The 23,430-nt window shown below is 70.8% G+C and carries 19 protein-coding genes; 5 read left to right on the plus strand and 14 right to left on the minus strand.

Annotated elements, in window-relative coordinates; translation table 11 throughout:
• Positions 1 to 179: 179 nt before the first annotated feature.
• Complete coding sequence (rpsO, locus tag Q9R20_RS01135) at positions 180 to 449, minus strand: 30S ribosomal protein S15 (protein WP_013583433.1); 270 nt, start codon at positions 447 to 449, stop codon at positions 180 to 182.
• 168 nt (positions 450 to 617) lie between these two features.
• Here rpsO and Q9R20_RS01140 point away from each other — a divergent pair, with 168 nt between their 5' ends.
• Both Q9R20_RS01140 and Q9R20_RS01145 read left to right on the plus strand, forming a co-directional pair.
• Complete coding sequence (locus tag Q9R20_RS01140; RefSeq protein WP_311247618.1) at positions 618 to 1,952, plus strand: MFS transporter; 1,335 nt, start codon at positions 618 to 620, stop codon at positions 1,950 to 1,952.
• A 100-nt stretch (positions 1,953 to 2,052) separates the two neighbouring features.
• Positions 2,053 to 2,970 carry a DMT family transporter gene (locus Q9R20_RS01145; RefSeq protein ID WP_311247619.1) on the plus strand — a complete coding sequence of 306 codons (918 nt, stop codon included), beginning with the start codon at positions 2,053 to 2,055 and terminating at the stop codon, positions 2,968 to 2,970.
• A 60-nt stretch (positions 2,971 to 3,030) separates the two neighbouring features.
• On the opposite strand, the gene Q9R20_RS01150 is transcribed toward Q9R20_RS01145, so the two are convergent.
• The 3 genes from Q9R20_RS01150 to Q9R20_RS01160 form a co-directional block, all read right to left on the minus strand.
• Positions 3,031 to 3,591, minus strand: coding sequence for a YceI family protein (locus Q9R20_RS01150; protein ID WP_311247620.1), 561 nt, complete (start codon positions 3,589 to 3,591; stop codon positions 3,031 to 3,033).
• A gap of 150 nt (positions 3,592 to 3,741) precedes the next feature.
• Positions 3,742 to 4,107 carry an FKBP-type peptidyl-prolyl cis-trans isomerase gene (locus Q9R20_RS01155; protein ID WP_013583439.1) on the minus strand — a complete coding sequence of 122 codons (366 nt, stop codon included), beginning with the start codon at positions 4,105 to 4,107 and terminating at the stop codon, positions 3,742 to 3,744.
• Between the two features lie 158 nt (positions 4,108 to 4,265).
• On the minus strand, positions 4,266 to 5,426 hold the full coding sequence (locus Q9R20_RS01160; RefSeq protein WP_311247621.1) for a PrsW family intramembrane metalloprotease: 1,161 nt from the start codon (positions 5,424 to 5,426) through the stop codon (positions 4,266 to 4,268).
• Between the two features lie 82 nt (positions 5,427 to 5,508).
• On the opposite strand from Q9R20_RS01160, the gene Q9R20_RS01165 reads away from it, so the two are divergent.
• Entirely contained in the window at positions 5,509 to 6,375 is an 867-nt protein-coding gene (locus tag Q9R20_RS01165) for a fumarylacetoacetate hydrolase family protein (protein ID WP_311247622.1), read from the plus strand.
• A gap of 295 nt (positions 6,376 to 6,670) precedes the next feature.
• Here Q9R20_RS01165 and Q9R20_RS01170 read toward each other — a convergent pair whose 3' ends face one another.
• From Q9R20_RS01170 to Q9R20_RS01185, 4 genes are all read right to left on the minus strand, one after another.
• Entirely contained in the window at positions 6,671 to 8,134 is a 1,464-nt protein-coding gene (locus Q9R20_RS01170) for an aspartate ammonia-lyase (protein ID WP_295839525.1), read from the minus strand.
• Between the two features lie 134 nt (positions 8,135 to 8,268).
• The gene (locus tag Q9R20_RS01175) at positions 8,269 to 9,171 is read right to left on the minus strand and encodes a phosphodiesterase (protein WP_311247623.1); all 903 of its coding nucleotides are present in this window, start codon (positions 9,169 to 9,171) and stop codon (positions 8,269 to 8,271) included.
• Between the two features lie 45 nt (positions 9,172 to 9,216).
• Positions 9,217 to 9,546: a peptidase gene (locus tag Q9R20_RS01180; RefSeq protein ID WP_311247624.1), complete on the minus strand. Its 330-nt coding sequence runs from the start codon at positions 9,544 to 9,546 to the stop codon at positions 9,217 to 9,219.
• Positions 9,546 to 10,763: an inorganic phosphate transporter gene (locus Q9R20_RS01185; RefSeq protein ID WP_311247625.1), complete on the minus strand. Its 1,218-nt coding sequence runs from the start codon at positions 10,761 to 10,763 to the stop codon at positions 9,546 to 9,548. The genes Q9R20_RS01180 and Q9R20_RS01185 overlap by 1 nt, the downstream gene beginning before the upstream one ends.
• Positions 10,764 to 10,971: 208 nt before the next feature.
• Here Q9R20_RS01185 and Q9R20_RS01190 point away from each other — a divergent pair, with 208 nt between their 5' ends.
• A complete protein-coding gene (locus Q9R20_RS01190; RefSeq protein ID WP_311247626.1) occupies positions 10,972 to 13,086 on the plus strand; it encodes a S9 family peptidase in 2,115 nt (704 codons plus the stop codon).
• Between the two features lie 159 nt (positions 13,087 to 13,245).
• Here the strand turns inward: Q9R20_RS01190 and Q9R20_RS01195 are convergent, their stop codons facing one another.
• The 4 genes from Q9R20_RS01195 to Q9R20_RS01210 all read right to left on the minus strand — a co-directional run bounded on the left by Q9R20_RS01195 (position 13,246) and on the right by Q9R20_RS01210 (position 20,272).
• Positions 13,246 to 14,037, minus strand: coding sequence for a hypothetical protein (locus tag Q9R20_RS01195; RefSeq protein ID WP_311247627.1), 792 nt, complete (start codon positions 14,035 to 14,037; stop codon positions 13,246 to 13,248).
• A 54-nt stretch (positions 14,038 to 14,091) separates the two neighbouring features.
• Positions 14,092 to 15,120 carry a 6-phosphofructokinase gene (locus tag Q9R20_RS01200; protein WP_311247628.1) on the minus strand — a complete coding sequence of 343 codons (1,029 nt, stop codon included), beginning with the start codon at positions 15,118 to 15,120 and terminating at the stop codon, positions 14,092 to 14,094.
• 297 nt (positions 15,121 to 15,417) lie between these two features.
• Complete coding sequence (locus Q9R20_RS01205; protein WP_311247629.1) at positions 15,418 to 17,577, minus strand: DEAD/DEAH box helicase; 2,160 nt, start codon at positions 17,575 to 17,577, stop codon at positions 15,418 to 15,420.
• A 268-nt stretch (positions 17,578 to 17,845) separates the two neighbouring features.
• Positions 17,846 to 20,272, minus strand: a complete 2,427-nt coding sequence (locus tag Q9R20_RS01210; RefSeq protein WP_311247630.1) for a heavy metal translocating P-type ATPase — start codon at positions 20,270 to 20,272, stop codon at positions 17,846 to 17,848.
• 137 nt (positions 20,273 to 20,409) lie between these two features.
• Here Q9R20_RS01210 and Q9R20_RS01215 point away from each other — a divergent pair, with 137 nt between their 5' ends.
• Positions 20,410 to 21,765 carry an MFS transporter gene (locus Q9R20_RS01215; protein WP_311248383.1) on the plus strand — a complete coding sequence of 452 codons (1,356 nt, stop codon included), beginning with the start codon at positions 20,410 to 20,412 and terminating at the stop codon, positions 21,763 to 21,765.
• A 286-nt stretch (positions 21,766 to 22,051) separates the two neighbouring features.
• Here Q9R20_RS01215 and Q9R20_RS01220 read toward each other — a convergent pair whose 3' ends face one another.
• Together Q9R20_RS01220 and Q9R20_RS01225 are read right to left on the minus strand one after the other, a co-directional pair.
• Positions 22,052 to 22,996 carry a bifunctional riboflavin kinase/FAD synthetase gene (locus tag Q9R20_RS01220; RefSeq protein WP_311247631.1) on the minus strand — a complete coding sequence of 315 codons (945 nt, stop codon included), beginning with the start codon at positions 22,994 to 22,996 and terminating at the stop codon, positions 22,052 to 22,054.
• Positions 22,993 to 23,412, minus strand: a complete 420-nt coding sequence (locus tag Q9R20_RS01225; RefSeq protein WP_311247632.1) for a hypothetical protein — start codon at positions 23,410 to 23,412, stop codon at positions 22,993 to 22,995. Before Q9R20_RS01225 ends, Q9R20_RS01220 begins: the two co-directional genes overlap by 4 nt.
• Positions 23,413 to 23,430 lie beyond the last annotated feature (18 nt).

Genomic DNA, 23,430 nt, shown 5'->3' on the forward strand with positions numbered 1-23,430 from the left:
GGACACCGCCACGGTCCCGCGGAGGGGACACCGCCACGGTCCCGCGGAGGGGACACCGCCACGGTCCCGCGGAGGCAGAGCGGATGCCACGGGGCCAGGGCATCCGGGAACGCCGAAGGCCGCCCCACACCGTGGGGCGGCCTTCCAAGAATGTTTTGCGCGATAGAACGCTGGTGCGATTAGCGACGCAGACCGAGACGCTCGATGAGCGAGCGGTAACGGTTGATGTCGACGTCCTGCAGGTAACCCAGCAGGCGACGGCGCTGACCGACGAGCAGGAAGAGTCCACGGCGCGAGTGGTGGTCGTGCTTGTGGATCTTGAGGTGCTCGGTCAGGTCTTTGATGCGCTGCGTCATCATCGCGACCTGCACCTCGGGGGATCCGGTGTCACCGGGGTGCGTCGCGTACTCTTCGATGATCGCCTTCTTGACGTCTGCTTCGAGTGCCATAGATGGGATCCCCTTCCTTCTCATTGCGCGGCGCCCGACACACGATGTGCGAGCTCTCTTTATCCGCGGCCGATCGAACGGCAACCGCATGAGTCTACCAGCATCCGGATGCCGCGACCGCACCCGTCCGCGACGCCCGGTGTCGGAGGCCTGGCGTAGCCTCGAGCCGTGAGTCAGACCGATCCCGCCGCGCCCCCGCGTCGAGGCGCGCGCGGAGCGTTCATCGACCTGCGCCCCCTCACCACCTCCCCCGCCTTCGCGCGGCTGTGGATCGGGTCGACGCTCGCGGGCCTCGGCGGGCAGCTGACGGTCGTCGCGGTCATGCTGCACGTGTTCGAGCTGACGCAGAGCACCTTCGCGGTGTCGATGATCGCCGTCGCAGGGCTGCTGCCCATGATCGTCGCGGGGCTGTACGGCGGCATGCTCGCCGACGCGTTCGACCGGCGCACGGTGGCCCTGCTCGCCGCGGTGGTCACCTTCGCCTCCACCGCGCTGCTGGCGATCCTCGCCTGGACGGGCCTCGAGACCGTGGGCTGGCTGTTCGTGCTCAGCGTGGTCAACTCGGCGGCGAACTCGATCGTCATGGCCACGAAGTCGGCGATCACCCCGAGGTTGATCCCGCGCGACCTGCTGCCGGCCGCGGCGGCGCTGCAGGGCGTGACCGTCGGGATCATGGTCATGGCCGGACCCGCCCTCGCGGGGGTCCTGGTGGCGGTCGCCGGGTACGCGTGGACGTACTCGCTCGACGTCGTACTCATGACCTCGCTGTTCCTCGGCCTGTGGTCGCTGCCGAAGCTCCGCCCCGAGGGCGAGATCGTGCGCCCGGGGCTGGAGTCCTTCCGTGACGGAGTCCGCTTCCTCCGCCGCGCCCCGAACATCCGCCTGCAGTACATCCTCGACATCATCGCGATGGCCTTCGGGCAGCCGGTCGCACTGTTCCCCGCCCTCGGCGCGGTCCTGCTCGGGGGCGGCGCGATCACTACGGGCGTCCTCACCGCCGCCGTCGCGGCGGGCGCCTTCCTCTCGAGCCTGTTCTCCGGCCCGATCGGTCGCGTACGACGCCAGGGGCTCGGCATCGAGCGCGCGATACAGGTCTACGGTCTGTCGATCGGGCTCTTCGGCCTGGTGCTGCTCGCCGCGAGCCTGGGGTGGCTGCGCCCCGCGCTCGTCGACGAGACGCACGCCGCGGTGGCGCTCATCGCCCTCGCGGCCCTCACCCTGGCCGTCTCGGGCGCGGCCGACAACGTCAGCGCGATCTACCGCTCGACCATGATGCAAGCGGCGGTCCCGGATGCCATGCGCGGGCGTCTCCAGGGAATCTTCATCGTCGTGGTCGCCGGCGGTCCTCGCGTGGGCGCACTCTACGCCGGCACTCTCGCGACCCTCGCTGCCCTGTGGGTCCCGCCGCTGTTCGGCGGCATCCTGATCCTGGGACTCGTGGGCACGCTGGTGCGCTTCTCGCCGCGCTTCCGCGCCTACGACGCCCTCGACCCGAAGCCCTGACCCGGCTCGTTCGCGCGGAACCTGCCGACCGTCGGCGGATTCCGGACGTCGCATCCGCTCGACCCCCGCGCGGGCGGTCACCGGTCGTATGGTCGAAATCGTGGCATCCTCCCCCGCTCCCTCCCCCGTCTCGGTCGCCGTTCAGTTCGTGCTCACCGGAATCGTGTGGGGGTCGAGCTTCCTCTTCATCGCGGTGGCCCTGACCGGCATGACCCCGGCGCAGGTCGCGGGCGGACGCCTGCTGTTCGGCGCTCTGGCGCTGGCCGCGATCGTGGCGATCCGGCGCGAGCGGCTCCCCCGCGGGCTGCGCACGTGGGGGCACCTGTGCGTTCTGGCGATGACGTTCTGCGTCGTGCCGTTCCTGCTGTTCGCGTGGGCGGAGCAGCACGTGTCGTCGGGCCTGGCGAGCATCTTCAACGCGACCACGCCGATCATGACCGCGATCATGGCGTGGGCGGTGTTCCGCGTCGAGAGCCTGCGCCTCGGGCAGCTGATCGGGATCGGGGTCGGCATCGTGGGCGTGGTCGTGATCATCGCCCCCGGGGCGGTGGGCGAGGTCGGCGACAGCACGGTCGCGCAGCTCGCTCTGCTCGGTGCGACCGCCTGCTACGGCGTGAGCCTGGCGTACATGCGGCGGTTCCTCGGCGACAGCGGGCTGAGCGGCATCGCCTTCGCGTTCGGCTACATCGGACCGGCGGCGGCGTTCATGCTCCTGCTCTCGCCCGTCATCCTCGCCGAGCCGATGCGGCTGACCCTCCCGGTCGTCGGGAGCATCGTGGCCCTGGGCGTCCTCGGCACGGGCGTCGCGTACGTGTGGAACCAGAACACCCTGCGCGCCTGGGGTCCGACGCGCGCCTCGACCGTGACCTACATCACGCCGGTCGTGGGGGTCGGTCTCGGCATCCTGGTCCTGGGTGAGCGCATCAGCTGGAACGAGCCGGTCGGCGCCGCGGTGGTGTTCCTGGGCATCCTGCTGGTGCAGCAGCGGATCCGCCTGCCCCGTCGCATCCTCGCCTGAACCCGGTCCGCGGGGACGACGAAGGCCCCGGATGCCGAGCACCCGGGGCCTTCGCGATGATCACGCCTGGAGCGCGAGCTGCAGGTCGAGCTCGATGGTGACGTCCTTGCCGACGAGCACGCCGCCGGTCTCGAGGGCGGCGTTCCAGGTGAGGCCGAAGTCCTCGCGGTTGACGACCGTCTTGGCGGTCGCGCCGGCCTTGTAGTTGCCCCACGGGTCGGTGCCGAAGCCGCCGAAGTCGAGCGCGAACGTCGCGGGCTTGGTGATGCCGTGGATGGTCAGGTCGCCGTCGACGAGGAAGTCGCCGTCCTCGAGGCGAACGCCGGTGGAGCGGAAGTCCATCGTCGGGTAGGTCTCGACGTCGAAGAACTCGGCGGAGCGCAGGTGCTGGTCGCGACCCTCGTCCTTGGTGTCGACCGAGGTGACGTCGACGGAGGCCTCGACGGTGGCCTCGAGCGGGTTCTCGGGGGCGACGATCGTGGCGCTCTTCATGCCGAAGGTGCCGCGGACCTTCGAGATCATCATGTGGCGCACCGAGAAGGTGACCTCGCTGTGGGCGGGGTCGAGGACCCAGGTGCCCGCCTTGTAGCCGGGGATGTCGAGGGCGGTGGTGTCGGTCATGTCACTCCTAAAGGTCTGGGGAGCCGTGTCGGCGTCCTGCCTGGGGCCAACTCCCATTCATACGAATGTATTCCACGATCGAGGAAAACGACGAACCCGAGCGAGCCGCGGCCCCCTCGGGTTCGTGAATGTTCGGTGAAGATCGCCCGATCAGCCGACCTTCAGCAGGTCGATGATGAAGATGAGCGTCTTGCCGCCCAGGAAGTGCCCGCCGGCGGGACCGTAGGCCAGGTGCGGCGGGATCACGAGCTCGCGGCGTCCGCCGACCTTCATGCCCGGGATGCCGTCCTGCCAGCCCTGGATCAGGCCGCGGAGGGGGAACTGGATGCTCTCGCCACGGCCCCACGAGGAGTCGAACTCCTCGCCCGACTCGTACTCGACTCCGGCGTAGTGCACGGTGACGGTGTCGCCGGGCTTGGCCTCGTCGCCGTCGCCGACGATGATGTCGCGGATGACGAGGTCGGAGGGGGCGGGGCCGCTGGGAGCGTCGAACTCCGGCTTGGTGCGATCAGTCATGCGTCCATCCAAGCACGCCCAGCGCTCCGGCGAAGCCCCTGGACAGACACCGGTGGAAAGACTCAGCGCCCGGTGCCGCGGCGATGCCTGCGTGTCGACCGGGCGCTGAGTTGGCCTACCCCGATGGTGCTCCCACCCTGCGGCGGTGTCAAGACCCCTCAGGGACGCAGCAGTGCCGCGCGCGCCGCCGTCGTGCGCTCGAGCAGGTAGCGCTCGGTCGTCGGCGCGTACGGGTCGCGCCCCGACAGCGAGCGCTGACGAGCGGCGGCGAGGGCCGTGGCATCCGTGATGAAACCCTTCATCACCCCCGAGCGGTCGCCCGGCAGCGTACGCGCCCACGCCATCGCCGACCTGCGGCCCGGCGGCGTGGCGAGCATGTCGACCTCCTGCGGCGTGAACCACCCGGCCGCGGCGTACTCGCCCAGGCGCGCCCGCGTGAGCCGCGACTCCTCCCGGCGCAGGGCCAGGATGCCGAGGATGAACAGCACGAACAGCGGCACCTGGAGCGCCGCATACAGCTCGAAGAAGTCGAAAAAGGTCGCCGAGCCGTTCCACAGCCCGTGCAGCACGATCGCGCCGATGACCCCGGGGATGCCGTAAGACAGGGCGGCGGAGGTGCGCAGCCCCCGTCGAGCCGCCAGGCCGAACGCGAAGCCGGTGAGGCTGGTGAACATCACGTGCGCGAAGGGCGACAGCACGGCGCGGAGGAAGAACGTGCTCGCGACCTGCGCGGGGCCGCCCTCGAGATAACTGATGGCGAAGTACTGGACGTTCTCGGTGAGGGCGAAGCCGGCGCCGATGAGCGCGCCGTAGACGATGCCGTCGACGGGACCGTCGAACGCGCGGCGCGCGAAGGCGAAGAGCAGCAGCACGCCGAGGCCCTTGGCTATCTCCTCGACGATCGGTGCCTGCACGACCGACCCGAAGGCCGGGGCGAGACCGCCGGTGACGACGGTGACCAGCAGGTCGACGCCGAGGGCGATCACGACGGAGGCAATCGCCCCCCACGCCACCGCGAAGACCAGCAGGCGTCGCGGCTCCGGTTCCCAGCGGTCGATGTATCGCACCGCGAACCAGACGATCACGAAGGGGATCGCGGCGAGCAGCAGACCGATGAACGACGCCGCGGTGCCCAGGAACCCGGTGAAGTAACGCACGAGCAGCGCCAGGAGCGGCACGAGCAGCACGGCCACGATCCACAGGGCAACACCGCCGCGACGCGAGCGGGGCGGGGCGGCCGAGACGGCGGCCCGGGGCGCGGTCTCGATGCGCGGAGGCTCGGCCGAGTCGGGCCGCGACAACGGCGAAGGGGTGCTCATGCGCTCAGCCTAGGGGCGCGCTCGCACCCGTCATCCGGGGGTTGCGGGCGTCCCGCCCGGCCCGGCCCGGTAGCGTGGAGGCATGCGTTTCGCCCACGTCCGTTCACAGGAGGGGGCCGACGCCCCCCGTCTCGTCAGCGTCCACGGCGAGGAGTTCTCGTTCGTCGATGAGCTCTTCGACGGCGCACCGCGCACCCTCGAGCAGCTCATCGCGGGTGGAGACGAGCTCCTCGCGCGCGTCCGTGACGCGGTGACGGCTGCTCCGCGGCATCCGCTGGCCGGCATCCGGTACGCATCGGCGGTGCTCGCTCCCCCCTCGATCCTGGCCGTCGGGCTCAACTACGCCGCGCACTCCGGCGAGCTGGGTCTGAAGACCGACGCCGGTCCCACCGTATTCGTGCTGTGGCCGAACTCGCTCACCGCGCACGGCGAGACGACGTCATGGCCGCGCTCGCTGAGCGAGGCGGTCGACTACGAGGCCGAGCTCGGCGTCATCATCGGTCGCCCCGGCCGCGACATCCCCGAGGACGAGGCTCTCGGACACGTGTGGGGCTACACGGTGGTCAACGACGTGACCGCGCGCAACATCCAGTTCTCGGAAGCGCAGTGGTCGCGCTGCAAGTCGTTCGACGGCTTCACCCCGACGGGTCCGTTCGTGGTCACCGCCGACGAGATCCCCGACCCGCAGGACCTGCACATCTGGACCGTCGTCGACGGACACACGGTGCAGGATGCCAGCACCGGCCAGATGGTGCGCTCGGTGGCGACGCTCATCAACAAGCTGTCCGAATCCGTGACGCTCCTGCCCGGAACCCTCATCTCCACCGGCAGCCCGGGCGGCGCCGGATACTCGCGCGACCCGCAGATCTTCCTGCGCGACCGCTCGACCGTCACGGTCGGCATCGACGGCATCGGCGAGCTGACCACCCACTGCCGCATCCTCGACTGAGGCGGCATCCGGGTTCGATCCCGGATGCCGGCGCCCCGGCCCTCCGTGCGGGCCCCGCGATGCGGCGTCGGCGGGGCGATGCAGGTGGCCCCGGGGCGATCTCCGTGCTCGTCACCGAGAACCGACGTGCCCGCAGGTGGCCCCGGGGCGACAGAAGTGGCCCCGGGGCCATCTCGCCGTCGACCCATACGCGCGTACCACGGCCAGGCGGGCCACTCCGGTCACGGCGCACCGCCGGTACGCACGGCGAAGGGCCGAGACGGTCTCGTCCGGCCCTTCGCTCTCCCCTGCCGCGTCAGTCCTCGACGACGCTGTCGGCCGCGCGCACGATCGGGATCGCCGCCGTCACGGCCTGCAGCCCCGACAGTCGAGCGGGCGAGATCTGCTTCATGACCTCGTCGCGCGACATCAGTCCGGCCTCGACGACCAGGTCGGCGACGTTGCGGTGCGTCAGCAGCGCGGTCTTGGCCAGGGCCGCGGCGGCGGCGTAGCCGATGAACGGCGTGAGCGCCGTGACGACGCCGACCGACGAACCGACCATCGCGCCGAGGCGCTCGCGGTTGGCCGTGATGCCGTCGACGCAGTTGACGCGGAGAGTCCACATCGCCTGGCGCATCCACGTGATCGACTGGAAGATCGAGTGCGCGATGACCGGCTCGAACGCGTTGAGCTGCAGCTGTCCGCCCTCGACCGCCATGGTGACGGTCATGTCGGCGCCCACGACCGAGAACGCCACCTGGTTGACGACCTCCGGGATGACCGGGTTGACCTTGCCGGGCATGATGCTCGAACCCGCCTGACGCGGCGGGAGGTTGATCTCGCCGAGACCCGCCTGCGGGCCGCTGGAGAGCAGGCGGAGGTCGTTGCAGATCTTCGACAGCTTGATCGCGTTGCGCTTGAGCGACGACGAGAACGACATGAACGCGCCCGTGTCGCTCGTGGACTCCACGAGGTCGCTCGCGGTCTCGAGATCGAGACCGGTGATCTGACGGAGGTGCCGCAGCACCGCTCCGCCGTAGCCGGCGTGCGCGGTGATGCCCGTGCCGATCGCCGTCGCCCCCATGTTGATCTCGAACAGCAGGTAGGCGTTCTCCTTCAGGCGGTCGTAGTCCTCACCGAGCGTCGTCGCGAAGCCGTGGAACTCCTGACCGAGCGTCATGGGCACGGCATCCTGGAGCTGGGTGCGACCGACCTTGAGGACGTCGTGGAACTCCTCGGACTTCGTCAGGAACGACCGGCGCAGCAGCGCGAGCTCGTCGAGCAGGCTCTGCAGCGTGAGCGAGAGGCCGATCTTGATCGCGGTCGGATAGACGTCGTTCGTGGACTGGCTGCGGTTGGTGTCGTCGATTGGCGAGAGGAAGGCGTAGTCGCCCTTCTCGCGCCCCGCCATCTCGAGCGCGATGTTCGTGATGACCTCGTTGGCGTTCATGTTGGTCGAGGTTCCGGCCCCGCCCTGGATGACGCCGACGGTGAACTCGTCGTGGAATTCCCCGTCGATGACGCGCTGTGCGGCCCGATCGATCAGGTCGGCCTTGGCCGCGTCGAGCACTCCGATCTCGCGGTTGGCGCGGGCCGAGGCCTGCTTGACCATCGCCAGCCCCCGGACGAGGTCGGGGTAGACCGAGATCGGTCGCTTCGCGATCGGGAAGTTCTCCTGCGCCCGGGCGGTGTGGATCCCCCAGTAGGCGTCGGCGGGGATCTCGAGCGATCCGAGGGAGTCGGTCTCGGTGCGGGTGCGCGTCATTGCGTCCAAAGCCATGTGGAAGTCCTCGTGGGTGTCACGGCGAGCAGGGATGCCACGAGCCTAACGAGCAGGTCCCGCCCGGGCGCTGGACACGGCGGCCGGTCGCACGATCGACACCGTCCGCGGCGTCTATTGCCGTCCGGTGTCGCTCAGCCGCGTTTGCGGGAGAAGGCCTCGAGTCGCTCCTGGGGGCTGAGCGCGGCCATGCGCGCCGTCCACTCGGGAGTGAAGATCCCCGAGGTCTCGGCGTCGACGACGGGCACGACGGCGTGGGTGATCGTGTCGTCCCACACGTGGACGAGGTGGAAGGAGCGACCGGCATCCATTCCGTTCACCGCATCCGCGGGACGGGCGAGGTCCATCGTGTAGCAGGAGGCCGAGGCGACGCTGACCGGGACACCGGCGAACGTGCCCGAGGTCGAGTAGTGCAGATGACCCGCGAGGATCGCCCGCACGTCGCTTCCCGCGATCGCGGCGGCGAGCCCCGCCTGATCGCGCAGCTCGAGGATGTCGAAGAACGGGATGTGCGTGGGCAGCGGCGGGTGGTGCAGCGCCAGGATCGTGCCCAGCGGCGCCGGCTCGGCGAGCTCGGCGCGCAGCCACTCGAGCTGTGCGGCGTCGAGGTCGCCGTGGTGCCACCCCGGGACGGTCGAGTCCAGGGCGATGAGCCGCAGTCCGCCCAGATCCCAGACCCCCGTCACGGGTTCCTCGGTCGGTGCCGCATCGAGGAGGTGCTCGCGCAGGGCGGGACGCTCGTCGTGGTTGCCGGCGACCCACACCACCGGGGCGCCGAGGCGCGCCGCCCACGGCTCGACGGCCTCTCGGAGGGCGCGATACGCCTCGGGCTCGCCCAGGTCGGTGAGATCGCCCGTGAAGACCACGGCATCCGGTCGAACGCCTGTCGCCTCGGCCGCCTCGAGGGTGCGGCGCAGATGCCGGGCGGTGTCGTAGCGGTCGCCGAGCAGGCGGTCGCCGCCCAGCAGGTGGGTGTCGCTGAGGTGGAGGATGGTGCGCGCCGCGGGCGCGTGCTGACCGAACTGCACGGATGCCATGCCCTCAGCCTACGAGCGACCCCCGACATCGCCGGGGCGAGCGACTCAGTGGTTGAACAGGATCAGCAGCAGTGCACCGAGCACCGCCGCCCCGCAGACGGCGAAGCAGGCGTAGGCGCCCACGAGCGAGATCCGCTTCTGGCCCTCGCTGAGCGGGTTCTTCTTCGCGGCCTTGGCGACCGCCTTCTCGTGCCGGCGCTTCTGCTTGTCGGTGAGCACGGTGATGGCATCCGTGAACTCCGCCGGAGCGACCAGCGGCGGACGACCGCCGCGCACGAGCAGACGCAGGCCCAGCGCGTAGAACGTCACCACGATCGACGCGCCCAGCAGGGCCGCGACGAAGACGTGCAGGAAGGCTTCCCAGTCGATGACCATCAGGCGTCCTTCCCGGCCTTGGCGCGCTCGAGGCGGCGCTGACGACGCGTGGGTCCGGGCTTGCGCGGCACCTTCACCGCGGCGCCGGAGTCGGCGACCTCGCTCATCGCGTTGGCCGAGGTGACCTCGTCGCGGCGCGAGCGCAGGAACAGACCGAGGATGATGACGACCGCGATGACCGCGTCGACCGCGACACCCCACCCGCCGAGCCAGACCACGATGAGCGCCGCGGCGGCACCCACGGCACCGGCGGCGGGGAGGGTCAGGACCCACCCGATCATGATGCGTCCGACCGTGTTCCACCGCACCGTCGATCCGCGACGACCGAGGCCCGAGCCGATCACCGAGCCCGACGCGACCTGCGTCGTCGAGAGGGCGAAGCCCAGGGCGCTGGATGCCAGGATGGTCGCCGCCGTGGAGGTCTCGGCCGAGAAGCCCTGCGCGGGCTTCACGTCGGTGAGGCCCTTCCCCAGGGTGCGGATGATGCGCCAGCCGCCCATGTACGTGCCCAGCGCGATCGTGAGCGCGCACGCGAAGACGACCCAGAGCTGCGGGTCGGGGTTCGCCGACGACTGCCAGCCGACCGTGATGAGGGCGAGGGTGATGACGCCCATCGTCTTCTGCGCGTCGTTGGTGCCGTGCGCCAGGGCGACGAGGCTCGAGGTGAAGATCTGCCCCCAGCGGAAGCCGTCGCGGCCGTCGGCCTTCATGTCGTAGCGGCGCGTGACGCCGTAGGCGATCTTGGTGACGGTGAACGCGATGAGACCGGCCGTCAGCGGAGCGATGAGCGCCGGGAGGATGACCTTGCTCAGCACCACGCCCGTGTCGATCGCCGAGGCCCCCACGCCCACGAGCGTCGCGCCGATCAGGCCGCCGAAGAGGGCGTGCGACGAGCTCGAGGGAAGACCCAGCAGCCACGTGAGCATGTTCCAGGTGATCGCGCCGATGAGACCGGCGAAGATGATCGGCGGGAAGATGTCCGGACTCAACTGGTCTTCGCGGATCATTCCGCCCGAGATGGTCTTGGCCACCTCCGTCGAGAGGAAGGCGCCGACGAGATTCAGGCTCGCGGCCAGCAGGACGGCGACCTTCGGCTTCAGCGCACCCGTGGCGATGGGGGTGGCCATCGCGTTCGCGGTGTCGTGGAACCCGTTGGTGAAATCGAAGAACAGTGCCAGCACGATGACCAGCACGATGATGAGGGCTGCGCTCTCCACCGTTCGCTTTCCGTGAGAAGGAGGAAGGGATGCCGACGGGATCGGCGCGACGAACGAAGAGTTCACCTGGAGTTCGACACTCGTTCACCGAGGTCGCGTCGTCATCATTTCACCGAGGACAGCAGCGGTCAAACTTGCGGGCGTCGGGGGCGCGGCATCCTGTGCATTCTCGCGGACCGATGCGGCGAGGGCGCACTAGCGTGGAACGGTGACCGATCTCGACCCGAAGCTCGCCCCGCCCGTCGCCGACCGCCGCCCCGCCCCGCGCACCCACCACGGCGACACCTTCGACGATCCCTACGAGTGGCTGCGGGCCAAGGACGACGCCGAGGTGATCGCGCACCTCGAGGCCGAGAACGCCTACACGGGAGAGCGCACCGCGCACCTCGGCGCCCTGCGCGACGAGATCTTCGGCGAGATCAAGGGCCGCACGCTCGAGACCGACCTGTCAGTACCCGCCCGCCGCGGCGACTGGTGGTACTACGGACGCACCGTCGCCGGCGCGCAGTACGGCATCCAGTGCCGCGCCCCGCTCGACTCCCCCGACGACTGGACCCCGCCCGTGCTGTCCCCCGACCGGCCCGTCCCCGGCGAGCAGGTGCTGTTCGACGGCAACGTCGAGGCCGAGGGCACCGACTTCTTCTCGCTCGGCAGCTTCGAGATCACGAACGACGGCACGCGCATGCTGTACGGCATCGACGTCGCGGGCGACGAACGCTACACCGTGCGCGTGCGCGACCTCACCACCGGCGAGACCCTCCCCGACGAGATCCCCGGCACCTTCTCGGGAGCGACGTTCTCGCCCGACGGGCGCTTCATCGTCTACACGACGGTCGACGACGCGTGGCGCCCCGACACCGTGTGGCTGCACGAGATCGGCACGCCCGTCGCCGACGACGTGAAGCTCCTCCACGAGCCCGACGACCGCTACTGGGTCGGCGCCGACTTCACCCGCAGCGACCGCTTCCTCGTGATCGAGATGGGCTCCTCGATCACGAGCGAGGAGTGGATCCTGGATGCCGACGACCTGCGCGGCGAGCCCCGCGTGGTGTGGCCGCGTCGCGAGGGCGTGGAGTACTCCTCGTCGCACGCCGTGGTCGACGGCGAAGACGTGCTCTACATCCTGCACAACGACGGCGCCCTCGACTTCGAGCTCGTGCGGGTGTCGGCATCCGATCCCCAGGGTCGCCGCGAGACGGTGATCGCGCACCGCACCGGCCACCGCTTGCTGGGCGTCGACACGTTCCGCGACTGGGGCGTGGTCGGCTACCGCCGCGACGGTCTCGCGCGCCTGGGCATGTTGTCGTACGCCGACGGCGCGGTCACCGAGATCGCCTTCGACGAGCCGCTGTACAGCGTCGGCACGGGCGGCAACCCCGAGTACGCTCCCCCGGTGCTGCGCCTCGGCTACGGCTCGTTCGTCACCCCCGGCACCGTCTTCGACTACGTCGTCGAGACCGGCGAACTGCTGCTGCGCAAGCGCCAGCCGGTGCTCGGCGGATTCGACCCCGCCGACTACGGCCAGGCTCGGGTGTGGGCCCCCGCCGACGACGGCACGCAGGTCCCGGTGTCGCTGGTGTGGAAGCGCTCGTTCGGCGAGCCGGGCTCCTCGCCCCGTCCCGTGCACGTGTACGGCTACGGCTCCTACGAGCACTCCATCGAACCCGGCTTCTCGGTGCCGCGCCTGTCGCTGCTCGACCGCGGCGTCGTCTTCGCCGTCGCGCACGTGCGCGGCGGCGGCGAGATGGGCCGCCAGTGGTACGAAGACGGCAAACTGCTCGCCAAGCGCAACACGTTCACCGACTTCGTCGCGGCCGCTCGGCACCTCGTCGACGCCGGATACACCACCCCCGATCGCATCGTCGCCGAGGGCGGGAGCGCCGGAGGTCTGCTCATGGGCGCCGTCGCCAACCTCGCCCCCGAGCTCTTCGCCGGGGTGCTGGCCGACGTTCCCTTCGTCGACGCGCTGACCACGATCCTCGACCCCTCCCTGCCCCTCACGGTGATCGAGTGGGACGAGTGGGGCGACCCGCTCCACGACGCCGACGTCTACGCCTACATGAAGTCGTACTCGCCGTACGAGAACGTCCGCGAGGGCGTCGAGTACCCGCGCATCCTCGCGGTCACCTCGCTCAACGACACCCGCGTGCTGTACGTCGAACCCGCCAAATGGGTCGCGCGCCTGCGCGAGGTGGGCGCCGACGCGCTGTTGAAGTGCGAGATGGTCGCGGGCCACGGCGGCGTCAGCGGCCGCTACAACGCCTGGCGGGAGCGCGCGTTCGAGCTCGCCTGGCTGCTTGACGTGCTCGGCCTGGCGGAGTAACCCCGCCGCTTGCAGAACGCCTCGTCGCCTGGCGCGGCGGGGCGTTCGGCTTCGGTGGTGGGGCGGTGGCTGCGGGGGCAGTGTGTCCCACATATGACGGTGCTTGTCCCACTTATGGCTGGTTAGGGCGACTTTAACCAGCCATAAGTGGGACAAGGGTCAGTGGCCGGGCCGCCAGCCTGCCCTGATGAGCGCGGCGCGGACGAGAAATACCGCCGAACCGCCGTCCGCACGGAGGTGGTGACTGAGGATCCGGACGTGATCCCACCCCGCTTCGCGGATCGCCGCCCACCGGTCGGCGTCGCGAGCGAACTGCCGTGGATTCTCGGCGTGGACCCGCCCGTCGTACTCGACGGCGACGCGCCACCTCTCGAAGACCAGATCGACCTCCGCGACGAATTCTCCGCGCCCGGTGAAGATGTCGATGTTGACGTCGGGCTCCGGCAACCCGTGGCGTGTGAGAAGGAGGCGCAGGAGGGTCTCCCGCGGCGACCTCACCCCCGGACGTGCCAGCGAGAGTGCTCGACGCAGGATGCCACTCCGGACATCACCCATGCGTGTGATCTCGGCGTCCAGGCCGGCAACGGTTGCGAGCGGCTCCCGCCCTGCCAGGAGCGCGTCGGCTCCTGCGACCAGGTCGTCGAGACGCCATAACCGTCCGCACTGCCGCCAGGCGCGTACGGCGTTCTCGATCGGCATCCCGTCGGGTCCGGCTTCGATGGCCGGCTCCCGCGTCTGCAATCGATGACCGACGACGCCGCGTGTGCGCGGCTCGCGGGCGGGGCGATGCGCCGACACGTGCACGCGCGGTGTGTACGGCCACTCCGGGGTGCTGAGACCCCGGAGGGCGAACACCGTCTCGTGGCTGAAGAACTGCCCCTCCGCGAGTCGGGGCGCGTAGGCCCGGCACCGCTCAAGGATGCTGTCGTCGCCGGGCGACCGTGAACGCACGCGCGACAACGCCCCGCCCCGCACGAAGCGGGACGGGGCGTCGACGGAAACGGCTCAGCCGAACAGCGCCGCCGCCTCCTCGTAGCGGTACAGGGGCACGCTGTTGAGCTCGCCGAGGGCGTCGGCGAAGGGGACGCGCACGATGTCGGTGCCGCGCATCGCGACCATCTGCCCCCAGGCGCCTTCGTGCAGGGCATCGGCGGCGTGCAGGCCCAGGCGCGTCGCGAGGACGCGGTCGAAGCCGGAGGGCGACCCGCCGCGCTGGATGTGGCCGAGGACGGTGGAGCGGGTCTCGATGCCGGTCAGGCGCTCGATCTCGGGGGCCAGGAGCTCGCCGATGCCGCCGAGGCGGGGGCGGTTGAAGGCGTCGAGACCCTTGTCGCTGAACGCCTCGTCCATGCCCTTGAGCTTGAAGCCCTCCGACACGACGACCAGGGGCGCGCGGCCGCGGTCGTGCGCGCGGGTGACCTGCTCGACGATCTCCTCGATCGACATGGGCACCTCGGGGATGCAGATCACGTGCGCGCCCGCGGCGATGCCCGCGTGCAGCGCGATCCAGCCGACGTGGCGGCCCATGACCTCGGCCACCATGCAGCGCTGGTGCGAGTCACCGGTCGTGCGCAGGCGGTCCATGGCATCCGTCGCGATGTTGACGGCGGTGTCGAAGCCGAACGAGTAGTCGGTCGCGCGCAGGTCGTTGTCGATCGTCTTCGGCACTCCGAGGACGTTGATGCCGTCCTTCGACAGACGGTCGGCCGCGGCCAGGGTGCCCTCGCCACCGATGGCCAGGATGCCGTCGAGCCGGTGACCGTACATCGTCTTGGAGATGTTCTCGGCGCCGCCGCGCGCACCCTCGTAGGGGTTGGTGCGGCTCGTGCCGAGGATGGTGCCGCCGACCTTGGACAGCCCCTTCACCTCGTGACGCGTGAGCGGGAAGAAGTCGCCGTCGACCACGCCACGCCACCCGTCGCGGATGCCGACGAACTCGATGTCGTAGTTCGTCGTGCCCTTCAGCACGACGCCACGGATGACCGCGTTCAGCCCGGGGCAGTCGCCGCCGCTGGTCAGGATGCCGATCTTCATGGGCAGAGTCCTCTTGGTGCTGTGGTTCGGGTGGAGGGGGCGGCGCCGTTGCCGTCTTCGACCTTATCGCCGCGGGCGGGACCGCTGCCACACGGTGACGGAGGCGGACCACGCACCCGGCCCCGGGTCTGCTCCGTCGCCGCGCGCTCAGCGACCCGAGCCCGAGGTTCGGGGCGAATCCTGCTCTTCGGGGCGGGCCATCTTCGCCCCGAGCCGCCGAATCCGCCCCGAACCGAAGAGCCCAGCACGCACGAACGCCCCGGCGCCGAAGCGCCGGGACGTTCGTGACAACGCGAATCAGGCCTTGCCGAGCGCCTGGCGCAGCAGGTGCATGAGCGCCGAGAGCTGCACGGAGTCGCTCGAGCCGGGCTCGATGGCCTGGCCGTCGAGGGCGCGCGCGGCGAGACCCTCCTTCGAGTCGATGAGCTCGGCGATCTTGGTGTCGATCGTGTGCGCGGCGATGATGCGCCACGCGGTGACGGGCTCCTCCTGGCCGATGCGGTGCACGCGGTCGATCGCCTGCGTCTGCTCGGCGGCGGTCCACGACAGCTCGGCGAGCACGACGTTCGACGCGGCCTGCATGTTCAGGCCGACACCGGCGGCGGTCAGCGAGCACACCGCGATCCCCACGTCGGGGTCGCTGTTGAACGCGTCGATCGCGGCCTGGCGCGCGGTGGAGGTCTGTTCACCGCGCACCGACACGGCCTTGAGGCCGGAGGCTTTGAAGTGGGCCTCCGCGGCATCCATCACGTCGATGTGCTTCGCGAAGAAGACGACCTTGCCGACCGAACGCTGCAGCTGCACGGCGTAGTCGGCCGCGAGGTGCGCCTTGGCCTGACCGATGCGGCGGACCATCGTGAAGACGTTCTCGCTGCCCGAGCCCGCGGCCTTGCTCTCTTCGAGCTCGCCGTGCGCGACGAGGCGCACGATGTCCTCGTCGATCTCGCCGGCGGCGAGGCCCCGATCGCCGCGCGCCTCGATGATGCGACGGTACTTCGCCGCGAGGCGGGCGCCGAGTTCGCGCTCGGCCTGGCGGATCGAGCGACCGTATTCGTCGTCGAGCTCGACGGGGAGGTCGGCCACGAGCTTGTCGGGCAGGTCGGCGGCGACGTCCTTCTTCTTGCGTCGCACGATGCCCATCGAGATCACGGCCTCGCGCGCCTCGGGGTAGAACGCCTTGTCGGCGGGGGTCAGGCCGGTGGCATCCAGCTTCTCCATGAGCTCGGGGCCGGGCTTCTCGCCGTTCGTCCACCCGAGGAAACGCCAGATGGCGTCGAAGTCCTCGACGTCGTTGATCAGCGGAGTACCGGTCAGTGCCAGCATGAGCGGGTCGCGCGTCTGCTGACGGACACGGGATGCCAGGGCCAGCACGTTCTGCGAGCGCTGCGACGTGAGGTTCTTGATGAAGTGCGCCTCGTCGACGACCACGCCCTTGAGGCCGATCGACGACAGCCACGACAGGTGCCGGTCGAGGATCTCGTAGTTGACGATGAACACGTCGGCGAAGGCGTCGATGTCGGCGCCGCCGCCCGAGATCACGGTCGCTCGGCGGTGCGGCGTCCAGCGCTGCACCTCGCGAGCCCAGTTCATCTTCACGACGTTGGGCACGACGACCAGCAGCGGGTACGCGTCGGCGACCGAGGCGGCCAGGACCGACTCGGCGGTCTTGCCCAGACCCGGCTCGTCGGCGAGCAGGAACGAGCGGTGCCCCTGGCGCACGGCCTCGAGGAAGCGCGACTGGTGCGGCATGACTTCGAGTCCGCGCGGCGAGACGCGGTCGAACTCGGGCACGGGCGGCAGCTCCATGCTCGCGGCGGAGCCGCCGGCGCCGGTCTCGAACGCCTTGTAGAGGGGGCCCATCAGCTCCCAGCCGTCGAGGCGGCGACGCGGGGCGTCTCCGCTCGGGCGGGGGGTGAGGTCGGGCGCGAGGAAGGGGTTCGCCATCTGGCGCGCCTCGATGGATGCCGGCACGACCTGCTTCTCGGCGAGAGCCGCCGGGACGACCGGGGCCACCTTGGGCGTGTTGTCGGTGATGATGAGCTCGTCGGGCGGCAGCTCGGCTCCCGACTCCAGCAGCCAGTCGCGACGCATGCGTCGGGCGACGGGAGAGGTGGCCTGATCGACCTCGAGCAGCTGGATGAGCGAGGTGTCGCGCGCGGCCGTCTTGGCGAGGATCGTCGCGACGCCGTCGAGGCGCTTGAGCAGTTCGGCGCGGGCGGCGTCGGTGATCTCGGTGTCAGCCTTGACGCGAGCGCGTTCCTCGCGCACGAGGAACGCGATCACCTGGAACTTCACCCGGTTGGTGGGCCCGAGCTTTCCGCGCTGCGCCTTGGCCTCGACCTCGCGCACCTTTCGGGCGAGGATCGGGATGACGGGTGCTTCATCATCGCGTCGGGATGACGTGGTCTTCCTGCGCCGTTGGCTCGAGCCTCGGGACGCGGTTGCCGTGGTCGGCATGCTCCTCCTGAGCGTGTCGTCCGGATGACGATCCGGAGCGTCCGGCGAATGCCGGTGGATCAGTGACCCCGGAGTTCGTCGCTCGAACCGCCGCCGAAGAAGCGGTGTCGGCGACCCGCAACGCGTCTACGCCGGAACGGCTCGCGAGGACAGCGGAAGTCGGGGTCGCCCCCATTCTAGCGGCCGGGATCACCTTTCCGCGTGAGGTGCCAGGATTTGTCGCCGAACGGGACCGCCAGGCGACAGATTCTGGCGCCTCACGCGCGCGTCAGCGGCGCAGACGCAGACTGTTCAGCACGACGAAGACGCTCGAGAACGCCATCGCCGCGCCCGCGAGCATGGGGTTCAGCAGCCCGAGCGCCGCCAGGGGCAGCGCGGCGACGTTGTACGCGAAGGCCCAGAAGAGGTTGCCGCGAATGATGCGCATCGTCCGACGGCTGAGGGTCAGGGCCGTGACGATCCCCCGCGGGTCGTCGCGCATGAGGGCGATGTCGCTGGCGTGCAGCGCGGCATCCGTCCCCCCGCCCATCGCGATCCCCAGATCGGCGGATGCCAGTGCGGCGGCGTCGTTGACCCCGTCGCCGACCATCGCGACGGTGCGCCCTTCGCGGCGCAGCGCCGCGATCTCGTCGACCTTGCCCTCGGGGAGGACGCCGGCTCGCACACGCTCGATGCCGAGCTCGGCGGCGACCGCGCGGGCGACGTGCTCGTTGTCGCCGGTGAGGAGCACGGGTTCCAGGCCCATCGCCTTCAGCTGGGCGATCGCCGCGGCGCTCTCCGGACGCACGGTGTCGGACACCTCGATCACGGCCCGGGCGGTCATCGCTCCGTCGGGGCCAGCCCAGCCGGCGACCACGACGGTGCCGCGCCGCTCGCCCGCCTCGACCGCCGCGGCGAGCGCCGCAGGAAGATCCGCGCCGAGATCGGCGGCAAGCGCCGGCCGGCCGGCGAACACGCGCACACCGTCGACGAGGCCCGTGACGCCACGGCCGGGCAGCGCCTCGAGGTCGGCGGCGACGACGCCCTCCCCCGCGGCCTCGACGATCGCATGAGCGACGGGATGCTCCGACCCGCGTTCGACCGCGGCGATCCGCCGCAGGGCGTCGGCGGCATCCTGGCCCTCGGCCGTCGTGACCGCGGCGACGCTCATGCGGCCGCTGGTCAGCGTGCCCGTCTTGTCGAGCACGATCGTGTCGATCCGCTCGGCCGACTCGAGGGCCGCAGGTCCTGTGACGAGAATGCCGAGCTGTGCCCCGCGGCCCGTACCGACGAGGATCGCGATGGGCGTGGCCAGGCCCAGGGCGCACGGGCAGGCGATGATGAGCACCGCGACCGCCGCGGTGAAGCCGGCGGCGACGGGCTGCCCGGCGAGGAGCCACGCGACGAGGGTCGCCACGGCGAGGACGATGACGACCGGCACGAAGACGCCCGAGATGCGGTCGGCGAGACGCTGGACGCGGCTCTTGCCGAGCTGGGCGTCTTCGACGAGACGGGCGATGCGCGCGAGCCGGGTGTGCTCACCGACCCCGGTGGCGCGGACGACCAGCCGGCCGCCCGAGGCGATCGTGCCGCCGGTGACGGTGGATCCGGGACCGACGTCGACCGGCAGGGCTTCTCCGGTCAGCATGCTCTCGTCGATCGAGGCCCGCCCCTCCAGTACCTCTCCGTCGGTGGCGACCGTGGCGCCCGGCCGCACGACGAAGAGGTCGCCGACCGCGAGCCGGTCGATGTCGATGCGGCCTCCGTCGGCGAGCTCCGCCTCCCGCGCGCCGAGGTCGAGCAGGGAGCGCAACGCCGCCCCGGCGCGCCGGGTCGAGCGCTGCTCGATCACGCGCCCGAGCAGCAGGAACACCGTCACCGCGGCGGCGACCTCGAAGTAGACGACGCTGGTCGCGTCGTGCACGGGACCGAAGAGCATGACCTCGTGCCGGATGCCGATCCGCCCGGCCGTCCCGAACACGAGCGCCCAGACGCTCCACAGGTAAGCCGCGAAGGTGCCCAGGGTGATCAGCGTGTCCATGGTCGCGGCCCCGTGTCGGGCGTTGCGCAGCGTCGCACGGTGGAAGGGCCAGCCGCCCCAGAGCACGATCGGCGTCGCGAGCGCGAGCGACACCCACTGCCACCCGGGGAACTGCCACGCCGGGATCATGCCGAGCGCGACCACGGGTACGGCCAGCGCGAGGGAGACCCACAGCCGCACGCGCAGCGGCGTGGAGCCGGACGCGTCGGCGGTGTCGTGGACGTGGCCGCCGTGGGCCGCGATCCCGTCGGGGGCCCGGCCGGTCGCGGCCTCGTGCCCGCCACGTGCGTGCGCCTCGGCGATGCCGGCGCCGGTCACCGCGTCGATCTCGCCTCCGGGTGCGGGCACGGGGACGGCTTCGGGCGCCGGGGTGCCGGCATCCGGGTGCTCACGTGAGAGGGAGCTCGAAGAGACGGATGCCGGCGCGGAATCGGCGGAGGAGGTCGAACGCGTGCGCACGGTGGCGTCGTATCCGGCGGCGCGAACGGCGTCGACGAGGGCCGCGGGATCGAGGTCGGACGGATAGCGCACCCGCGCGGTCTCGGTCGCGAGATTGACCGCAGCCTCGACACCCTCGACGCGGCCGAGCCGCTTCTCGACGCGAGCCACGCAGCTCGCGCAGGTCATTCCCTCGATGTCGAGGACCGCTTCGCTGGTCTCGGCGCGTTCGCCCATGGCTGTCCCTCCGTTCACCGCTGACAACCACGATACCCCCTGGGGGTATTCCCGGAGCAGTGAGGGAGGGCCTGCGACGTCGACGTCTCCGCCCCGATGTAGGCGGCCGACCCTACGCTGGAACGGTGACCGAGACGATGACGCGCGAACAGCGCACCGTGCTGGCGATCGCGGTCCTCGCCTCGTTCGTGTCGTTCCTCGACGGGACCGTGGTCACCGTGGCCCTCCCCGCGATCGCGGGAGAACTGGGCGGCGGCCTGTCGACCCAGCAGTGGGTCGTCGACGCCTACCTCGTGACACTCGGCGCCTTCATCCTCGTGGCCGGCTCGCTCAGCGACGTGCTCGGCCGCATCGTGGTGCTGCGTATCGGCCTGATCGGCTTCGGGGTGACCTCCCTCGCCATCGCGGCCGCACCCACCGCCGAGTTCCTCATCGTCGCGCGGGCATTGCAGGGCATCGCGGGCGCCCTGCTCGTGCCGAGCTCTCTCGCCCTCATCACCTCCACGTTCCGCGGACCCGCTCAGGCCCGCGCGATCGGCATCTGGACGGGCGCGACGACCGTGGCCATGATCGCCGGCCCCCTCATCGGCGGCATCTTCGTCGACACCCTGTCGTGGCGACTGGTGTTCCTCGTCAACGTGCTGCCGATCGCGGTGACCATGTGGCTGCTCGCCCGCCTCGGCCACCGCGACCAGCGGCGCTCCGGCGCGCGCGTCGACATCATCGGGGCGGTGCTGTGCGCCCTGGGTCTCGGCGGGATCGTCTTCGCCCTCATCGAGCAGCCGAACCTGGGCTGGGCGTCGCCGGTCATCTGGGTGCCGGGGGTCATCGGCATCCTGTCTTTCGCAGGCTTCCTCGCACGCCAACGCACCGCGCGCGATCCGATGATGCCGCTCGATCTCTTCCGATCCCGCAACTTCTGGGCCGGCAACCTCGCGACGGTGTTCGTGTACGCCGCGCTGTCGCTGAACGGTTTCGTCGTCAGCGTGTACCTCCAGCAAGGCGCGGGACTGTCCGCAACGCTCGCCGGGCTCGCGTCGCTGCCGAGCACGGTGCTGATGATCCTGCTCAGCTCGCGCATGGGTGCGCTCGCCGGCCGCTTCGGGCCGCGACTGTTCATGACGCTCGGACCCGTCGTGATGGCGGTGGGGGCGCTGCTGCTGCTGAGCGTACGGGCGGACTTCGACTACTGGACGCAGGTGCTGCCGGCGGTGGTGGTGTGGGGCCTGGGTCTCACCGCGACCGTGTCGCCCCTGACCGCCGCGGTGCTCGGGGCGATCGACACCGAGCAGTCGGGCATCGCCTCGGCCGTGAACAACGCCGTGTCGCGGGTGGCGGGACTGCTCGCGATCGCCGCCGTGTCGGCCGTCGTCGGCGGCTCCCTCGACCTCGACGGCTTCCATCGCGCGGCCGTCTTCACCGCCGCGCTGATGGTGCTCGGGGCGGCGGCATCGTTCCTCGGCATCCGGAATCACCTGTCGCGGCAGGAGTGACGCCGGGCCGGTCGGGCCGTGCGGCATGCGGTGGTCGCGCGCGGCGGTTCGCTGCCCGTGGCCCCGGGGCCACACACGACGCCCCGGGGCCACGCAACACGCCCCGAGCCTCACCGACCCACCCGCAACACACCGCGCTACTCAGGGTCCCGTCGCCAGGCCCGCCGTGGCCCCGGGGCCACACACGACGCCCCGGGGCCACGTGACACGCCCCGAGCCCCACCGACCCACCCGCAACACACCACGCGACTCAGGCCCGCATGCCGCCCGCCCTGCGCCCCCGCGCTCAGCGCAGGATCGCCCGCGCGCGTTCGACGTCGTCGGCCATCTGCACCAGCAGCGCATCGATGCCGGCGAACGCGGTCATCTCGCGCACCCGCTCGACGAAGCGCACCTCGACGTGGTGCCCGTAGAGGTCGAGGCCGGTCTCGTCGATGACGTAGGCCTCCACCTGGCGTGCGTGCACGTCGTCGAAGGTGGGGTTGGTCCCCACGCTGATCGCGGCGGGGTAGCTGATGCGCCTGGCCCCGTCGACATCGACGAGCCACCCGGCGTAGACGCCGTCGGCGGGGACGAAGCCCTCGAGGTCGGCAGAGAGATTGGCGGTCGGATACCCGAGCTCGCGGCCGCGCTTGAGCCCGTGGACGACCTCGCCCCACACGGAGGGGGCTCGACCGAGCAGCCGCGCGGCCGTGGAGACGTCGCCCGCGGAGAGCGCCTCGCGGATCCACGTCGACGAGACCCGGCGGTCGGCGTGGACCGCCCGCACGTCGTCGACGACGTCGACGCGGAAGCCGTGCTCGGCGCCCAGTCGCTCCAGCAGGACGGGGTCGCCCTCTCCCCCGGCGCCGAAGCGGAAGTCGCGCCCGACGAGGACGGTTCTCGCCTGCAGGGCGTCGACGAGGATGCCGCGGACGAACTCCTCCGCCGAGATGGCCGCCAGGGCCTGGTCGAAGGTGAGCAGCAGGGTGGCATCCACCCCGGCCCGCTCGAGCAGGTCGAGCTTCTGGTGGGGCCCTATGACGTCGGGCGGGCACTTCTCGGGCCGCAGCACGCTCAGCGGGTTGCGGTCGAAGGTCACCGCCACCACGCGCGCTCCGTCGGACGCGTCGACGCGAGCGCGGTCGATCACGGCACGATGGCCGGTGTGCACGCCGTCGAACTTGCCGATCGCCACGACCGACGGCCCGAAACCGGCGGGGACCTCCGCGGGGTCGCGGAAGACGATCACGACGTTGTCCGGCGGTGCCGCACGAGCCACCACAGTCCGAGGAACGGCAGCACGAGCGGGATGAAGAGGTAGCCGTACCCGTAGACCGACCACACCGTCGGATGCTGGAAGAGCGCGGGGAGCACGAGGCTGAGGGTGCCGACGACGAGCACGCCCACGAGCTCGAAGACGATCGCGATCCACGCCACGCGGTACCAGGCGGGTCGTGCCGAGAAGACGAGCGCGAGCGTGGCGAGGATGTACACCACCGCGGCGAGGGCGGACAGCGAATACGCCAGGGGCGCGTCGTCGAACTCGCGCACGATCTGCACGAAGGAACGGCCCGTGGCGGCGAGCGCCATGATGCCGTAGACGACGACGAGGACACGGCCGATGCCGGTCATCCCCCGACGGCGGGTGGGAGTGGTGGATGCCATGACCTGTCGATTCTAGTT

The organism is Microbacterium sp. PRF11 (assembly GCF_031844085.1).
Taxonomy (GTDB): domain Bacteria; phylum Actinomycetota; class Actinomycetes; order Actinomycetales; family Microbacteriaceae; genus Microbacterium.

Bases quoted from the DNA above. Each gene is read 5' to 3' on its own strand.
- Q9R20_RS01165 (WP_311247622.1), top strand. From the start codon at position 5,509: ATGCGTTTCGCCCACGTCCGTTCACAGGAGGGGGCCGACGCCCCCCGT.
- Q9R20_RS01205 (WP_311247629.1), bottom strand. From the start codon at position 17,577: ATGCCGACCACGGCAACCGCGTCCCGAGGCTCGAGCCAACGGCGCAGG.
- Q9R20_RS01175 (WP_311247623.1), bottom strand. From the start codon at position 9,171: ATGGCATCCGTGCAGTTCGGTCAGCACGCGCCCGCGGCGCGCACCATC.
- Q9R20_RS01225 (WP_311247632.1), bottom strand. From the start codon at position 23,412: ATGGCATCCACCACTCCCACCCGCCGTCGGGGGATGACCGGCATCGGC.
- Q9R20_RS01180 (WP_311247624.1), bottom strand. From the start codon at position 9,546: ATGGTCATCGACTGGGAAGCCTTCCTGCACGTCTTCGTCGCGGCCCTG.
- Q9R20_RS01215 (WP_311248383.1), top strand. From the start codon at position 20,410: ATGACGCGCGAACAGCGCACCGTGCTGGCGATCGCGGTCCTCGCCTCG.
- Q9R20_RS01210 (WP_311247630.1), bottom strand. From the start codon at position 20,272: ATGGGCGAACGCGCCGAGACCAGCGAAGCGGTCCTCGACATCGAGGGA.
- Q9R20_RS01155 (WP_013583439.1), bottom strand. From the start codon at position 4,107: ATGACTGATCGCACCAAGCCGGAGTTCGACGCTCCCAGCGGCCCCGCC.
- Q9R20_RS01150 (WP_311247620.1), bottom strand. From the start codon at position 3,591: ATGACCGACACCACCGCCCTCGACATCCCCGGCTACAAGGCGGGCACC.
- Q9R20_RS01160 (WP_311247621.1), bottom strand. From the start codon at position 5,426: ATGAGCACCCCTTCGCCGTTGTCGCGGCCCGACTCGGCCGAGCCTCCG.
- Q9R20_RS01170 (WP_295839525.1), bottom strand. From the start codon at position 8,134: ATGGCTTTGGACGCAATGACGCGCACCCGCACCGAGACCGACTCCCTC.
- Q9R20_RS01200 (WP_311247628.1), bottom strand. From the start codon at position 15,120: ATGAAGATCGGCATCCTGACCAGCGGCGGCGACTGCCCCGGGCTGAAC.
- rpsO (WP_013583433.1), bottom strand. From the start codon at position 449: ATGGCACTCGAAGCAGACGTCAAGAAGGCGATCATCGAAGAGTACGCG.